The 15,880-nt window shown below is 62.2% G+C and carries 15 protein-coding genes; 6 read left to right on the top strand and 9 right to left on the bottom strand.

What is annotated here, in order from left to right:
• Positions 1 to 107: 107 nt before the first annotated feature.
• Positions 108 to 671, bottom strand: a complete 564-nt coding sequence (locus tag ACL0K2_RS05900) for a hypothetical protein (RefSeq protein ID WP_413044001.1) — start codon at positions 669 to 671, stop codon at positions 108 to 110.
• A gap of 250 nt (positions 672 to 921) precedes the next feature.
• Here ACL0K2_RS05900 and ACL0K2_RS05895 point away from each other — a divergent pair, with 250 nt between their 5' ends.
• From ACL0K2_RS05895 to mdoH, 4 genes are all read left to right on the top strand, one after another.
• Positions 922 to 1,461, top strand: a complete 540-nt coding sequence (locus tag ACL0K2_RS05895; protein WP_045162794.1) for a DUF3087 domain-containing protein — start codon at positions 922 to 924, stop codon at positions 1,459 to 1,461.
• Between the two features lie 206 nt (positions 1,462 to 1,667).
• A complete protein-coding gene (bglX, locus tag ACL0K2_RS05890; protein ID WP_413044000.1) occupies positions 1,668 to 3,959 on the top strand; it encodes a beta-glucosidase BglX in 2,292 nt (763 codons plus the stop codon).
• A 288-nt stretch (positions 3,960 to 4,247) separates the two neighbouring features.
• Positions 4,248 to 5,765: a glucan biosynthesis protein G gene (locus ACL0K2_RS05885; protein ID WP_239611932.1), complete on the top strand. Its 1,518-nt coding sequence runs from the start codon at positions 4,248 to 4,250 to the stop codon at positions 5,763 to 5,765.
• Positions 5,758 to 8,331: a glucans biosynthesis glucosyltransferase MdoH gene (mdoH, locus tag ACL0K2_RS05880; RefSeq protein WP_413043999.1), complete on the top strand. Its 2,574-nt coding sequence runs from the start codon at positions 5,758 to 5,760 to the stop codon at positions 8,329 to 8,331. Before ACL0K2_RS05885 ends, mdoH begins: the two co-directional genes overlap by 8 nt.
• Positions 8,332 to 8,377: 46 nt before the next feature.
• Here the strand turns inward: mdoH and ACL0K2_RS05875 are convergent, their stop codons facing one another.
• The 6 genes from ACL0K2_RS05875 to ACL0K2_RS05850 form a co-directional block, all read right to left on the bottom strand.
• Positions 8,378 to 9,052 (bottom strand): c-type cytochrome, encoded by a 675-nt coding sequence (locus tag ACL0K2_RS05875; RefSeq protein WP_045162773.1) that lies wholly within the window; start codon positions 9,050 to 9,052, stop codon positions 8,378 to 8,380.
• A 12-nt stretch (positions 9,053 to 9,064) separates the two neighbouring features.
• The gene (locus tag ACL0K2_RS05870) at positions 9,065 to 9,919 is read right to left on the bottom strand and encodes a copper resistance protein B (protein WP_413044444.1); all 855 of its coding nucleotides are present in this window, start codon (positions 9,917 to 9,919) and stop codon (positions 9,065 to 9,067) included.
• Positions 9,920 to 10,034: 115 nt separating this feature from the next.
• Positions 10,035 to 10,328, bottom strand: coding sequence for a hypothetical protein (locus ACL0K2_RS05865; RefSeq protein ID WP_413043998.1), 294 nt, complete (start codon positions 10,326 to 10,328; stop codon positions 10,035 to 10,037).
• 11 nt (positions 10,329 to 10,339) lie between these two features.
• The gene (locus ACL0K2_RS05860; protein ID WP_413043997.1) at positions 10,340 to 12,187 is read right to left on the bottom strand and encodes a copper resistance system multicopper oxidase; all 1,848 of its coding nucleotides are present in this window, start codon (positions 12,185 to 12,187) and stop codon (positions 10,340 to 10,342) included.
• 84 nt (positions 12,188 to 12,271) lie between these two features.
• Entirely contained in the window at positions 12,272 to 12,715 is a 444-nt protein-coding gene (locus tag ACL0K2_RS05855; protein WP_045162770.1) for a DUF411 domain-containing protein, read from the bottom strand.
• A 23-nt stretch (positions 12,716 to 12,738) separates the two neighbouring features.
• The gene (locus ACL0K2_RS05850; protein WP_045162769.1) at positions 12,739 to 13,002 is read right to left on the bottom strand and encodes a heavy-metal-associated domain-containing protein; all 264 of its coding nucleotides are present in this window, start codon (positions 13,000 to 13,002) and stop codon (positions 12,739 to 12,741) included.
• Between the two features lie 285 nt (positions 13,003 to 13,287).
• Between ACL0K2_RS05850 and ACL0K2_RS05845 the strand changes: the two genes are divergently transcribed.
• On the top strand, positions 13,288 to 13,743 hold the full coding sequence (locus tag ACL0K2_RS05845) for an ATPase (RefSeq protein ID WP_413043996.1): 456 nt from the start codon (positions 13,288 to 13,290) through the stop codon (positions 13,741 to 13,743).
• 35 nt (positions 13,744 to 13,778) lie between these two features.
• Here the strand turns inward: ACL0K2_RS05845 and trhA are convergent, their stop codons facing one another.
• Together trhA and ACL0K2_RS05835 are read right to left on the bottom strand one after the other, a co-directional pair.
• The gene (trhA, locus tag ACL0K2_RS05840) at positions 13,779 to 14,396 is read right to left on the bottom strand and encodes a PAQR family membrane homeostasis protein TrhA (RefSeq protein WP_045162767.1); all 618 of its coding nucleotides are present in this window, start codon (positions 14,394 to 14,396) and stop codon (positions 13,779 to 13,781) included.
• Between the two features lie 29 nt (positions 14,397 to 14,425).
• The gene (locus ACL0K2_RS05835; protein WP_045162766.1) at positions 14,426 to 15,112 is read right to left on the bottom strand and encodes a DUF4197 domain-containing protein; all 687 of its coding nucleotides are present in this window, start codon (positions 15,110 to 15,112) and stop codon (positions 14,426 to 14,428) included.
• A gap of 305 nt (positions 15,113 to 15,417) precedes the next feature.
• Between ACL0K2_RS05835 and ACL0K2_RS05830 the strand changes: the two genes are divergently transcribed.
• The gene (locus tag ACL0K2_RS05830) at positions 15,418 to 15,855 is read left to right on the top strand and encodes a TerB family tellurite resistance protein (RefSeq protein ID WP_413043995.1); all 438 of its coding nucleotides are present in this window, start codon (positions 15,418 to 15,420) and stop codon (positions 15,853 to 15,855) included.
• Positions 15,856 to 15,880: the final 25 nt, after the last annotated feature.

Here is a 15,880-nt window from a genome sequence, read left to right as displayed (position 1 = left end):
GCGCAGCGCTGCGAGTTCGCTCGCGGGGACACTGGTGGGCTAAAGCCCACCTAACGAAGGTGTGCTCACCAAGGTGAGCATCTAAGGGACGGCTGGGGTACGGGCGATCAGTCCTGCAATTTGAGATGCGAGGTGTCCGGCACGGGCGCGTCGCTGGCGCGGCGCCGTTCGCCCATGTCGCTGCCCACCGGGGCGAGGCTGAACTGTGACAGATCGACAGCCGGAGGCTCGGCAGCGGGGCGGGCATCCTGCAGGTCGGCACCGACGGGCGCGATGCCGAAATCCGGCGCCTCGACATCGGCGAACGCGGCCATGTATTCGTCACGTGGCGCCACTTTCAGCGGACCTGGGGTCGTGCCGGTCTGTGTGGAAGCGGTCGGTTGTGTGGCCGTTGGCGGCGTCTCTGCTGGTGGCGGGGCGAGCTCGATTTCCTCAACCTCCACCGGCATCGGTCTGACCTCGGCGACGGCACCGGCGCGGGCCATGGCCGTGCGGTATTTCTCCACGCTGGCATGGTCGAGGTCCTGCTTGATCACGATGCGGCGACCGGAAAACAGCACGGCGATCCGTTGGGCATCGGCCTGGAACAGACGGGCCAGGTTGGCCTCGACCTGTTCGAGCGTAGCGCCCGGTGCGAGCTCACCGGAAAACGAGATCTCGTAGCGGCTCATGATGGTGGTCCTTTTTCTGGGCGGCGGCGATTCGCTGATCATAGAGGCTGCGGTGGGTGCGTGAAAGTCGATGTGCCCGCTTCGGTAGCGGCGTCACGCCTTTGGATGGAAGGAGATTCAGACACAGCCCCATCGTTCGCTGTCAACTGATGCAATCGCTGTCCGGCGTCAGCTGTCCGGCGGTGAGCTGGGTGATAATGTGGCCCCGGCTGCTGCCTTGCTCAGCCTGCTCAACCAAGGGATCGCGAACATGGTGGTATTCGAAATCAAGCCTCTCAATCCTGAGGCCTATCGGCAGCAGACACGTCGCAGCACGCTGGTGATAGTGGCGACCTTCGCGGTGCTGGCGATGGGGCTGGCCGCATTGGCCGTCGCGCTGTTCGGCGATCCGGGCACGGATAACTTGCGCTGGAACATCGCCGGCGTCGCGCTCGGACTCTTTCTGACCGCCGCTCTGGTGCGTTTCGTCTACTGGAAACAGCCCTGGATGACGGCTGCCGCCTATGGCTGGCGGCTCAAGCGCAGCCTGATGAGCGTGACCAACCTCATGCACCACGTGACCGCAGGCATCGCGGCGGACGATCCGGAGGCGATCAAGCTGCTGCGTTTTTATCACCTCGGCCTGACGCAGATGCATCAGTTGGACGGCAACAGTGCATCGCTTGGTGAAGTCAGGGGCGACATCGAGCGGCACCGCCAGTTGATGGAGGCACGCGGGCTGGATCCCGATCAGCAGGCGCTGGACGACGCCTGGCTCGGCTCGGTGAAGCGTTTCGCCGCGGTGAAATAACAGCTGATCGAATACCGTGCGAGCGGGTTTCCGCTGAGCCGCGCGCTGGGCAAGTCGACCCCGATGCGGGAACGCGGGCGTGTTGCGCTCGTATATCACTGGTTGCGCGCTCGTGGAGTATCCATACTCAGCAGTTGTTCCAGCCGGTCCATACCGGCCCCCAGTGGTTCGTCCATACGCCTCGCAGGCCAAGGAATATCCAAATAATGAAAAGGCTTTATCTGCTCGGTCTGATCGCCGGTCTTTCGTTGCAATCGGCCGCTGCCGAGCCACCATCTTCGTTGTTGGACAACAAGCCGGCATTCATCGGCAGTCTTATCGAGCAGATGACGCTGGAGGAGAAGATCGGTCAATTGCGGTTGATCAGCATCGGCGCAGACATGCCGCGTGAGCGCATCCTCGAAGAGCTGGCAGGCGGCCATATCGGTGGCACCTTCAATACGGTCACGCGTGCCGACAACCGCCCGATGCAGGAAGCAGCCCTGCGCAGCCGGTTGAAGATCCCAATCTTCTTCGCCTACGACGTGGTGCACGGCCATCGGACAATTTTCCCCATCGGGTTGGGACTGGCGTCGAGTTGGGACTTAGATGCCATCGCTACCAGCGGACGCGTATCGGCCATCGAAGCCAGTGCTGACGGGCTGGACATGACTTTCGCGCCCATGGTCGATATTTCCCGCGATCCACGTTGGGGGCGGACGTCCGAAGGCTTTGGCGAAGACCCTTATCTGGTCTCTGAAATTGCTCGCACCGTGGTTCATGCCTATCAAGGCGAATCACCGGCCGCGCCTGATAGCGTGACTGCCAGCGTCAAGCACTTCGCCCTTTACGGTGCGGTCGAAGGCGGACGCGACTACAACGTGGTGGACATGAGTCCGATGCGCATGCATCAGGATTTCCTGCCGCCCTATCACGCCGCCATCGACGCAGGGGCGGGTGGGGTGATGGTTGCGCTGAACTCCATCAACGGCGTGCCAGCCAGCGCCAATACCTGGTTGTTGCAGGATCTGCTGCGGCGCGATTGGGGATTCGATGGCATCGCCATCAGCGACCACGGCGCGATCAGCGAGCTGCTGCGTCATGGCGTGGCGAGCGATGGACGCGAGGCCGCCCGGTTGGCGATCAAGGCTGGCATTGACATGAGCATGGCCGACTCGTTGTATCGCCAGGAGCTGCCGGGCCTGGTTAAGGCAGGTGAGGTCGCGATAGCTGAAATCGACACGGCGGTGCGCGAGGTGCTCGGCGCCAAATACGACATGGGTCTGTTTCACGATCCGTTCCGGCGTATCGGTGTAGCCAAGGACGACCCGAAAGACGTCAATGCGGAAAGCCGGCTGCACCGTCAGGCGGCGAGGGAGGTTGCGCGCCAGTCGATCGTATTGCTGGAAAACCATGCCCAGACGCTGCCGCTGACCAAGCGCAGCACCGTCGCGTTGGTCGGCCCGCTGGCCGATTCGCCTATCGACATGATGGGCAGCTGGTCCGCAGCGGGGGTCGCTAAACAATCGGTGACGCTGCGCCAAGGCCTGCTCGATGCACTGGGAGAGGAGGGGAATTTGCTCCATGCACGGGGCGCTAACATCACGGACGACCCGCATATGGTCGAATATCTGAACTTTCTCAACTGGGATAACCCCGAGGTGGTGCAGGACTCGCGCTCGCCCGAGGCGATGATCGATGAGGCGATAGCGGTCGCGAAGCAGGCCGACGTGATCGTCGCTGCGGTGGGCGAATCGCGTGGCATGTCCCACGAGGCGTCGAGCCGTACCAGCCTGCAGATCCCACCAAGCCAACAGGCGCTCCTGAAGGCACTCAAGGAAACCGGTAAGCCGCTGGTGCTGGTGCTGATGAATGGCCGACCGCTGGACCTCAACTGGGCGAAGGCGAATGCCGATGCAATCCTGGAAAGCTGGTTCACCGGCACCGAAGGCGGCCATGCCATCGCCGACGTACTGTTCGGCGATTACAACCCCTCCGGCAAGCTGCCGATCTCCTTCCCGCGCTCGGTGGGACAGATCCCGACCTATTACAACCACCTGCGAGTCGGCCGACCCTACGTAGAGGGCAAGCCTGGCAACTACACGTCGCAGTATTTCGAAGAGCCCAATGGACCGCTTTATCCCTTCGGTTATGGCCTGAGCTACACCGATTTCGAGCTGTCCGAGGTGCGTTTGTCGAGCCCAACCATGCCACGTGGAGGTAGCCTGGAAGCCAGCGTAACGGTGAAGAACATCGGGCAGCGTGACGGCGCCACCGTGGTGCAGCTGTATATCCGCGATGAGGTGGCTTCGGTGATTCGTCCGGTGAAGGAACTCAAGGCCTTTCGCAAGGTCGCCCTCAAAGCGGGAGAGGCGCGAGAGATCCGTTTCAGCCTGGACGAAGACGACCTGAAATTCGTCAATGCGCAGCTGCAACGTGTCGCCGAACCAGGCGAGTTCGAGGTGCAGGTCGGGCTGGATTCGCAACACGTGACGCAAGGGCGTTTCAGGTTGCAGTGAGGTGTCGCGGTCGCCGTTGGGCGTCGCGCGCCTGGCCCTCTCGGACTGGCGATGCAGAGCTGCTCGGCGACCGCAAAAAGTCTTCTTCAGGTAGCTATCCGGCGCTTGTGCGGCATGGGATGATTCGCCGCTTCGCTTGTTTACGCAGGGAATCATTTCCCGTTGCGGTAGACCAACGAGAGCAAACCGGGCCGGAAAACGGTCGGCGGTAATCGTGATAGCTCAGGAGGCGATGTGTCACGTACCTTTCATTTCGGAACAGGCGCTCGCAAAGGGCGGGCGCTGGGAATGGCGTTGAGTCTGTGCATGAGTCTGTTTGCCAGCCATGGCTGGGCATTCAACCTCGACGATGTAGCGAAAAAAGCTGAAAAACTGGCGGCGCAGGATTACGCGGCGCCGCAGAGCAATCTGCCGCCGGTGTTTCGCGACATGGCGTTCGCCGATTATCAGCAACTTCGCTTTCGGGGCGACAAGGCACTCTGGCACGACGAGCCGACGCCGTTCGAGGTGCAGTTCTACCATCAGGGCATGCACTTCAACGTGCCAGTGAAGATCAACGAGATCACCGCTGCGGGGGTCGAAGAGGTCCGCTACGAGCCGGAAATGTTCGACTTCGGCAAGGTGCAGATCGACCCTGCATCATTGAAGAATCTCGGCTTCGCCGGTTTCAAGGTGCTCTATCCGCTGAACAAGGCGGACAAGGCGGATGAGCTGATGACGCTGCTCGGCGCCAGCTATTTCCGCGTTATCGGCAAGGGGCAGGTGTATGGCCTGTCGGCCCGCGGTCTGGCGATCGACACGGCGCTGCCGAGCGGTGAGGAATTTCCGCGCTTCCGCGAGTTCTGGGTCGAGCGCCCGCAAGCCGATCGGCGCAATCTGGTGATCTATGCGCTGTTGGATTCGCCTCGTGCCACCGGGGCCTACCGAATGGTGGTCACGCCCGGCAAGGACAGCACCGTCGACGTCCAGGCACGGGTCTATCTGCGCGAGCCGGTGCAGAAGCTCGGTATCGCTGCGCTCACCAGCATGTATCTGTTCGGCGCCAACCAACCCAGCGCCTTGCTCAATTACCGTCCGCAGCTGCATGACTCCGAAGGGCTGGCGATCCATACCGGCGCTGACGAGTGGATCTGGCGACCGCTTAATAACCCCAAGCGGCTGTCGATCAGCAGCTACAGCGTTGAAAATCCCCGTGGTTTCGGACTGCTTCAGCGCACTCGGGACTTCGGCCGTTACGAGGATCTGGACGATCGTTACGATCTGCGCCCGAGCGGCTGGGTGGAGCCCCGGGGCGACTGGGGCAAAGGGCGTGTGGAGCTCATAGAGATCCCCACACCGGACGAAACCAACGACAACATCGTTGCCTTCTGGGTGCCCGAACAACGGCCGGAGCCAGGTGAGCCGCTGAACCTCGACTATCGCCTGCACTTCACCATGGACGAGCCGGCGCTGCATGATCCCGCGCTGGCCTGGGTCCACCAGACGCGTCTGTCCACCGGCGATGTGAAGCAATCCAACCTGATCCGCCAACCCGATGGCAGTACCGCCTTGATCGTCGATTTTGTCGGCCCCAACCTGGCCGAGCTGGCGGCGGATGCGCCGGTCAGCACACGGGTGAGCATCGGCGACAATGCCGAGCTGGTGGAGAACAACCTTCGGCATAACCCGGTGACCAAGGGCTGGCGTCTGACATTGCGGTTGAAGGTGCGCGATCCCAAACGGCCGGTCGAGCTGCGCGCCGCGCTGGTGGATGGCGAGAAGACGCTGTCCGAAACCTGGAGCTACCAGATTCCTACTCATGAATAACCCTGGGGAACCTTCGATAGCAGGCCGCTATGTCAGCCAGCTACCGCTCGATGTCGAGCAACGTCAGGTCTTGCTTCACGAGGTGGAGCAGGCCGGCGGTGGGCTGGAGGATGTGCACCGGGTTCTGGCGCGCACGCTGCCTGCCTCCAGTGACGGTGAGGCGCAGGCAGACGAACCGCTGGGCTCGGTCGCCGCACGGTTGAAGCTCGGCTGGGGGAGCGTTCTGGAGCGTGCCAGGGCGCTCGGGCTCGATCATCAAGGGCGTGTCTGCATTCATTCGACGCCGCCTATCGTGCGTACTCGAATGGTGCCAGAGCCCTGGCATACCAACGTGTTGCGTCTGAGCTGGTGGCGTTTTCTACGCAAGAAGAACCGCACGGTTGAGCTGCCCCCCGCTCAGTCCGTTGATCGCTCGGGCTGGCGTCAGGTCGCAGCCTTCCGACGCACGACCTTGCTCGTGTTGATGCTGGTACAGACCGTCATCGCCACCTGGCACATGAAATCAGTGCTGCCGTACCAGGGTTGGGCGCTGGTGGATCTACAGGAAGTGTTCCAGCAGCCATGGCAGGAGTCTGCGAGGCAGATCCTCCCCTACGTGGTTCAAACCAGCATTCTGATGCTGTTCGCGTTGTTGTTCTGCTGGGTATCGGTGGGTTTCTGGACGGCGCTGATGGGCTTCTTCCAGCTGCTTAAAGGTCATGACCGATACAACATCTCGGCCAATACTCTGGGTGACGAACCGATTCCGCGCGAGGCGCGCACCGCGCTGGTGATGCCGATCGCCAACGAAGACGTCCCAAGGGTGTTCGCCGGTTTGCGGGCGACCTACGAGTCGCTCAAGGCGACCGGGCAAATCGAGCATTTCGATATCTTCGTGCTCAGCGACAGCAACGATCCGGACACCTGCGTCGCGGAGCAGAAGGCCTGGCTGGAGGTTTGCCGGGATGTCGGCGGCTTCGGCCACATCTTCTATCGCCGTCGCCGTCGCCGAGTGAAGCGCAAGAGCGGCAACATCGACGACTTCTGCCGTCGCTGGGGCAGCAGCTATCGCTATATGGTGGTGCTCGACGCCGACAGCGTGATGAGCGGCGACTGCCTGACCAGCCTGGTGCGGCTGATGGAAGCCAATCCAGGTGCGGGTATCATCCAGACCGCTCCGAAGGCGTCGGGCATGGATACCCTCTATGCACGGATGCAGCAGTTCGCGACGCGGGTATACGGCCCGCTGTTCACTGCCGGGCTCAATTTCTGGCAGTTGGGCGAGTCCCATTACTGGGGGCACAACGCGATCATTCGGGTCAAACCCTTCATCGAGCATTGCGCCTTGGCGCCGCTGCCGGGCAAAGGCGCCTTCGCCGGCGACATCCTGTCCCACGATTTCGTCGAGGCCGCATTGATGCGGCGGGCTGGCTGGGGGGTATGGATCGCCTACGATCTGCCGGGCAGCTACGAAGAGCTGCCACCGAACCTGCTCGATGAGTTGAAGCGCGACCGCCGTTGGTGCCACGGCAACCTGATGAACTTCCGGCTGTTTCTGGTCAAGGGCATGCACACCGTGCATCGTTTCGTGTTCCTCACGGGTGTCATGTCTTACCTGTCGGCCCCGCTCTGGTTCGTCTTCCTGGCCTTGTCGACCGGGCTGCTGGCGATCCACACGCTGATGGTGCCGGAGTACTTTCTGCAGCCGAACCAACTTTACCCGCTGTGGCCACAATGGCATCCGGAGGAAGCCATTGCGCTGTTCTCGGCGACCTTGACGCTGCTCTTCCTGCCGAAGCTGCTCAGCGTGCTGCTGATTTGGATTCAGGGCGCCCACGAGTATGGCGGGCGCATTCGCCTGTTGCTGTCGATGCTGTTGGAAACCCTGTTTTCGATGCTGGCGGCACCGGTGCGCATGCTGTTTCACACGGTATTCGTCACCGCTGCGTTTCTCGGTTGGTCGGTGCAGTGGAACTCACCGCAGCGCGCCGACAACGCCACGCCCTGGAGCGAGGCCCTACGTCGGCATGGTTCGCAGATGCTCCTGGGCGTGCTCTGGACGGGTCTGGTCGCCTGGCTCGATCCGGCGTTCCTGTGGTGGTTGGCACCGATCGTGGTGTCGCTGATCCTCTCGGCTCCGGTGTCGGTGATCACCAGTCGCACCGGCCTGGGACTCGCAGCCTTTCGCCGCAAGTTGTTTCTGATTCCGGAGGAGTTCAATCCGCCGCAGGAGTTGGCTTCGACCGATCGCTACACTCGGCAGAACCAGGACAACGCCTTGCACGACGGCTTCCTCGCCGCGACGGTTGATCCGATCTACAACGCGCTGGTGTGTGCAATGGCACGGGCGCGTCACGCCAAGGTAGTACCCGGTGCCGAACTGCTGCGAGAGCAGCGCCTGCAGCAGATTCTCGAGGCCGGCCCCAACGGTTTAGTCGAAGCGGCACGCTGGCGCCTGCTCAACGATCCGGACGGTATGGCGCGACTGCACCATCTCGTCTGGCAGGAGCAGCGCTATCAGGGTTGGCGCGATGCCTACCGTCAGCCCAGCCAGAACCAGGCGCTGCCTGAAACCCCGCCGAGCTGACACCGCACAGCCTGCTGCGACGCCTCCAGGCGTCGCAGCAGGCCCGTCAATGCACGTGCTTGGTGCCATCGGCGTGGTGGTGGACATTGCTGCCAGGTGCCGGCACGGACCGCTGACCGTTGGCGTCGTGTGGCAGGTCGCCCTGCCCGTGATCGTTCGAATCAGGCTGCCTGCCATGGTGATCGAGCGTCTCGCCTCCACCATGTTGATGGCCGGCGCTGGTGGTCACCAGCGTGCGGTACTCCATGGCAGTCAGGGACGGCAGTTGCTCCAAAAGCGCGACCAGACCCCAGATGTACGGGTCCTCCATGCTCTTGCCCCAGGCGGGCATGCCGGTGGCCTTGATCCCGTGCTTGATGATCCAGAAATCGCTGGCCGGATCATGCGTCCGATTGGTATCGGTGAGGGCCGGGGGCGCCGGGTTGAGCCCATTGCTCAGTTCTGTGGCCTCTATACCGGGTGCCAGGTGGCAGGCGACGCACATGGCGTCATAGTTGCCAGCGCCCGATCGGATCAGCTCCGCGTCAGTGAGATCCGGCACCTCGATGTTGCGGGCACGAATCGTAATGGCGCGTTCGCGAGCGATTTCCAGCAGTGCGTGAACCGGTGAGGTGTGAGGACTGTCTGCGGCGATATTGATCGCGCCGGAGTACAGCACACCTGCTCCGATCAGAAGGATCGCGAGGGCAGCCAGCAGCAATATTGTCAGGGTTTTAAGCATGGACCGGCAGTCTCAGAACCAGAATCGGATACCCGCCACCAGGCGGGCTTCATTTGCATCTTCACCTTCGGCACGCTGCAGGTCAGCGCTGTTGCCATAAGCACGGTTCCAGCTTACACCCACATATGGTGCGAATTGCCGGCTGATCTCGTAGCGCAGGCGCAATCCAGCGCTGGCTTCGCTGAGGCCCGAACCGACGCCGCGAGATTCGTCATTGCGCCCATGCAGATTGATTTCGACAGTGGGCTGCAGCACCCAGCGCTGAGTCAGCAGCATGTCGTATTCGGCCTCCAGGCGCAGCGCGCTCTGGCCGCCTTCGCCGATGAAAGCGGTGACTTCGGTCTCCAACCCATACAGCGGCATTCCCTGTATGCCGAGAGCCGCCCAGGTTTGCGCCGAGCCGGGCTCGAAGTCCTGGCGAATGCCGGCGACAGTCTCCCACCAAGGGCTGATGGCATGACTCCAGAGCAGCTGCAGTTCAGCTTCGTCGGTGTGGCCGTTGGTGCGTTCGCCTTCGGAGCGCCAGGCCATGCGGTCGATGTCGCCGCCGAGCCAGCCGGACAGGTCCCAGGCCAGCGCGCTGCCGTCGCCGGCATCCTGCCATTCCACCTGATCGGCGAGGACAAAAAAATTCGACCCACCTTGGTGCATCTGGTGTGGCGGCAAGTTGGGGAATGCCTCAGCGCGGTCCGTATCGCTAATCGTCGGTACCGGCGAACGGGTTTCCTGTCCTGGCGGAATTCCGGTTGTCGGCGGATGCGCGCCGGCGTCCTGTGATGTGGAGCCGTGGTGCATGCCGCCATGATCCATAGCTTCGTGATTCATCTGGCTGTGGTCCATCGGCGCTCCGTGACCGGCATGGCCCATGGTCTCCTGGGCCTGGCTCGCTCCAGCGACCAGGCCCAGGGCGATGGCAAGCGACAGCCGAACAGGCGACCTGAAGGCCTTTTGCCTCGCCTGGATTATGGTGGTGCGCGGCCTGTCAGTGGTCATGCTGCTGGCCCTGTTCGGCTCCCTTGGGCATGTTCTGGTTCATCTGGCCATTGTCCATGTTGCCGTGGTCCATGTGACCGTCCATGTGCTCGTCATGCATCTGCATCATCTTGTCGTGACCGATGCCCTGACTCATGCCGCCTTGCTGCGACCTGGATTGGGTTGCTTGCGGTGCATTCTCGGAGTGATGCCCTTCGTGTTCGCGCTGTGCATGGGCGACGCCCAGTTGCAGGGCGGCGAACAGGCCGAAGGCGAGCAGGGTGTTTTGCTTGAACCTGGTCATGGGGTTCTCCTTCATTCTTCAACGCGGACTTCACGGAACATTCCGAGGTCCATGTGCATCAGCATGTGGCAGTGATAGGCCCAGCGACCGAGAGCATCGGCGGTGACGCGGTAGCTGCGCCTGGAGCCGGGTGGCATGTCGATGGTGTGTTTGCGAAGCTTGAAATTGCCGTGCTCGTCTTCCAGGTCGCTCCACATCCCGTGCAGATGGATGGGGTGGTGCATCATGGTGTCGTTGACCAACACGAAGCGCACCCGCTCGCCGTACGTCAGGCGAACCGGTTTGGCATTGGCGAAGGGGACGCCATCGAATGACCAGGCGAAACGCTCCATGTGGCCGGTCAGGTGCAGCTCGATGGTGCGTGTCGGCTCGCGGCCATCCGGGTCGGGGAAGACGCTGCGCAGGTCGGCATAGGTCAATACACGGCGACCGTTGTCGCGCAGTCCGATGCCGGGATCGTCCAGCTTGGCAACGGGCATCATGGTCTGCATATCCACGAGGGGATTGTCGGTTTCGCTGGCCGGGTGGGTCTGCATCTGGCTGCCGCTCATGGGGCGGGCGCTGCCATGGCCCATCGCTGAATGACCCATGCCGGTCATTCCCGCATGATTCATTTGTTCCTGATCCATCTGCCCGTGTTCTATTTCGCCATGATTCATCGCGTCGTGCCTGGTGGCGCCAGGGGAGATCGGCTGCTGTGAGCCGCCAGTGCCATGCGAGCCGTGATCGCCATGGCCCATGTCGCTCATGCTCAGTTCGGGGCGAGGATCGGGTTGCGGTACCGGGGCGCTCAGCCCTTGGCGCGTGGCCAGAGTCCCGCGGGCATAGCCGCTGCGGTCCATGGATTGGGCGAACAGGGTATAGGCGTCCTGGTGGCCAACCGGGGCGACAATGATGTCGACCGTTTCGGCCACGGCCAGGCGCAGTTCTTCGACTTCCACCGGCGCGACGTTCTGACCGTCCACCGCGACCACGGTAAGCTTGAGCCCCGGAATACGGAAGTCGAAGTAGGTCATCGCCGAGCCGTTGATCAGCCGTAGGCGAATGCGCTCGCCGGTTTCGAACAGACCGGTCCAGTTGCCGTCCGGCGCTTGGCCGTTGAGCAAATAGGTGTAGGTTTCGCCGCTGACATCGGCGAGATCGGTCGGTGACATGTTCATCTTCGCCCAGGCCCAGCGGTTGCTCAGGGTTTCGCTCCAGCCCTGTTCGGCCACGTCATTGATGAAATCACCCAGCGTGCGCCGCCCGCGATTGTAGTAATCGGCCTGTTTTTTCAGTTTGGCCAGCACCCGGGCCGGGCTTTCGTCGCTCCAGTCGCTGAGCATCACCACATAGTCGCGATCGTAGGCGAACGGCTCGGGCTCCTTTGGATCGATGATCAACGGGCCATAGACGCCGAGCTGTTCCTGGAAGGCCGAGTGGCTGTGATACCAGTAGGTGCCGCTCTGCTTCACTTTGAAGCGGTATTCGTACAGGCCGTCCGGGGCGATGCCGGCAAAGCTGAAGCCGGGCACGCCGTCCATGTTGGCCGGCAGCAGAATGCCGTGCCAGTGGATCGAGGTGTCCTGTGGCAGCCGATTGCGCACCCGCAGCGTCACGGTGTCGCCTTCGCGCCAGCGCAGCAGCGGGCCGGGGATGCTGCCGTTGATGGCCATGGCGGTGCGGCGTTTGCCGGTGAAGTCGACCGTCATCGAATCGATGGTCAGGTCGAACTCGGTGCCAGCCAGCACACCCTGATCACTCAGCTGATCGGGGCGTGCAACGGCCCACACCGGCTGGCGCCAGATGCCCAGCCCGGCGGTGATGCCGCTGGCGGCCAGGCCTTTGACGAAGGTGCGGCGTGAAGAGGTGCAGCGCATGGTTTTCCGTTCCATCAGACGTAGTCGAACGCGCTGCCGACGGTAGCCGTTGGCAGGCTGTCAGGTTTCTGCGGTCGGCCTGCTTCAATCTGCCGGATAGTCCGCCATCACCACGTCCTTGCCGTCTGTGGTCAAGCCAATAACCTGGTAGGCCTGGGCGGGTTGGCCGTAATCCATACCGGGCGAGCCGGCCGGCATGCCCGGCGCCGCTACGCCGCGCAGATCCTGTCGACGTTGCAGCTCGTGAATCTGTGCCACCGGCACGTGACCTTCGACGAACTTCCCGTCGATCACGCCGGTGTGGCAGGAACCCAGCCGGGGCACCACGCCCAGCTTCTGCTTGACCGCGCTCATGTTGGTCTCGACATGATCGCGAACCTCGAAGCCGTTGGCCTGCAGATATTTGACCCAGTCTTTGCAGCAGCCGCAGTTGGCGTCGCGGTGAACGTCAATGACCTGGGCGGCCTGGGCGCTACCGACCATGAACAGGGCGGCGATGACAGCAAGTTTGGATTGGGTGATAGCCATGAAAGCACTCCAGTTAATGGAAATCAGCGACAACCGCAGCCGCTGCCGCAACCCTTGGTGGGTGCTGCGGCGGGGCTTGCCTGGCTGGAAAGTTGCGCCGGGTAGCCGGCGTCATTCAGTGCGGCAAGCAGCGCGGTGCTGTCCGGGTCGCCTTCGACGCGAACCAGGCCGCTCTCGAGGTCGACGTTGATCGCGTCGACACCGGAAATGGGATTCAACGCCTGAGTGACGTGGCGAACACAAGCGCCGCACGTCATGCCCTGTACCTGAATATCGATGGAACTCACGGAAAGTCCTCCCCAGCGGCCGGCCCATCCGGCTTTGGCTGAATCCTCAAGCTTTCCCTTATGGCAAGGTCAAGTAATCTTCACATGGCGTTTGTTCGAAGATAGCGCGCAAAGGCGGTTCCGCCGTCGTGCCTGATCGCGCTCGGCGCCGAGTTATTTTCCTCCGCCGACGCTCAGCACTGTTCAATTACTGCCGAGCATGATTGCATCGTTGTGCTGCCGTCCTGCTCGACAACCTGTCCGGAGATGATGCCGGGCAACCTTACCGCGGCGCAGGGAGGAATCATGAACATCGAACGATGCGAAGACCTTATCGACTGGACCAGCCAGGCCCATGCGCGGCTGTCCACCTGCATGAGCGACGGGGCGAATGAACGCAGCGACTCGTTGGCCAAGATGCTGCTGGTCTATCTGGCGCAACATGAGCAGGGCCTGACCAGCACCATCGCCCGGATCAAGGAGCATGCCGACCCGCGTGCGTTACACACTCGACTGCACGATGCCGTCGAGGGCGACAGGCTGGCGCTTGATCTTGACGGCGAGGCCTACGGACAGATGAGTGTCGACGATATCTCGCGGGAGATCTTCGCTATCCACAATCAGATCATCGATCTGTACCGTTCGCTGGAAACCCGCCCCGGCCTTGACCGGGCACGCGAGCTGCTGGAGGAAATGCTGCAGTTGGAAGAGCACGAAACCATGCGCCTGGCGCAGCAGGTCAATCGCATGCACGAACTCTGAACGACTGGACGGGGTTTCGGTTGGCCGACCGGGCGTCAGACCACGTAGCGCAAGATCGCCACGAAATGCAGCAGGCTGCCGACCATGACGAACAGGTGCCAGATGCCGTGCCAGTGGCGGAAACGCTCATCGTAAGCGAAGAATACGATGCCAGCGGTGTACGACACGCCACCAGCCACCAGCCAACTGAAGCCGGCGGTGCCCAGTGCGGCAAGCAACGGCTTGACTGCCACCAGCACGATCCAGCCCATGACTGCGTAGATGACAATGGACAATACCCGCGCCTCCGAACGCGGTTTGATTTCCTGCAGCATGCCGATCACCGCCAGCGACCAGACGATGCCGAACAGCCACCAGCCCCAGGCGCCACGTAGCGTAACCAGGCAGAAGGGTGTGTAACTGCCCGCGATCAGCAGGTAGATCGACAGGTGATCGAGCTTCTGCATGACCGCTTTGGCGCGGCCCCGGACGCTGTGATAGATCGTCGAGGTGCTGTACAGCAGCACCAGGGTGAATCCGTAAATGGCCACGCTGACGATCTTGGCCAGGTCGCCATCCATGGCAGCCAATACCAACAACCAGACGGTGCCGATCAGAGCCAGCACGCCGCCGGCCAGATGCGTCCAGGCGTTGAATTTTTCTCCGTGATACATCGGTGTTCAGCCCCGACCTGCTCCAGCGATCAATTGCCCATCAGCACGCCGAAGACCTTCTTCGCCACGCTGGTAGCCGCCTGTGCAGGGTTCTGACGGATGTTCGCTTCCTGTTCGGCAATGACGGTGAACAGTCCATCGAGGGCCTGTTCGGCCACGTAGCCTTCGACCGTGCCGTACTTGGCATCGACCGCTCCGAGGCCGGACGCCTTGCTGGCCAGTGCATTGTATTGCTGGGCGACGCCGACCTTGTCAGTGGCCTGCTTGATGATGGGCAGGAACTTGGCGCGGATCTCCTCGCGACTGGTCTTGTTCAGATACTGAGTTGCCGAGTCATTGCCACCAGCCAGGATCGCCTTGGCGTCGGCCACGGTCATCTTCTTCACCGCATCAAGCAGCAACGCCTGTGCCTGTGGTACGGCAGCTTCGGCGGCCTTGTTCATGCCGTTTTCCAGCTCTTCGACCTGGGCACCCATGCCCATCATCTTCAGCATGCGAGAGGCCTTGCCGATATTCCCCGGCAGCTCGATGCGCACATCCGGATCGTTGCTGAAGCCGCCCGGTCGCCCGAGCTGCTGCACCGCCACCTTCGCGCCCTGGCTGAGGGCATCCTTGAGGCCGGCGTTGGCGTCGCCTTGGCTGAGGTCGGATAGCGAAAGGGCGTAAGCGCCAGCGGACAGCATCAGACCGGCGATGAGGGTAGTGGTGCGCAACATGGGGAATCCTCTGAGTGATGCAACGGGCAGGCCGCAGAGCTTAAAGCGCCAGACGCGGCGTGCCAAACGATGGCCGCAGCTTGTACCGACCGTATCGTTGACGCAAGCCTGCGAAATCGTCGACCGGCGTTGACCGTGGCTGCGTCGAGGCGATGCTCGACGCGTGTTCGATCGCAGTCATGGTGGCATCATCACGGTCCTGCTGATCTACAACTTCTTCAGTGGTGACCTGAAACGTGCCGCGGGATCCGCGAAACTCGCCGAGGCCGCGCAGTCGAACACCAACCTGTGCAGAGAGGATGACCATGCTGAAAACACTCAAGGCGCTGTTCGATCGCAGCGAGGACGATGACCGTACGCCGCCCGGCGTCGAAGTGGCTACGGCGGCGCTGCTGATCGAGGTCGGCCGTGCGGACTATGAAAGCGAGGCCGAAGAACAGAAAGCTATCATCGAAGCCATTCGCCAGGGCTCGGGGTTGGAAGATGCCGAGCTCGCATCCCTGGTCGCCGCCGCGCAGGAATCGGCCAAGCGATCGACATCGCTGTACGAATTCACAACGCTGATCAATGCGCAGTATTCGATGGAGGATAGAGTCGCGCTGATCGAGGCACTGTGGCGCGTCGCTGCCGCCGATGGCGACATTCACAAGTATGAAGACCACCTGATTCGCCGTATCGCCGAGCTGCTGTATGTGCCGCATTCAGAGTTCATACGCACCAAACTGAACGTGCTTGGCAGCTGAGTGCCGCTATGGGCCCGATGAAAAC

The organism is Pseudomonas sp. YJ42, assembly GCF_047225135.1.
Taxonomy (GTDB): domain Bacteria; phylum Pseudomonadota; class Gammaproteobacteria; order Pseudomonadales; family Pseudomonadaceae; genus Stutzerimonas; species Stutzerimonas stutzeri_E.
This window is presented reverse-complemented; position numbering and strand designations above follow the sequence as displayed.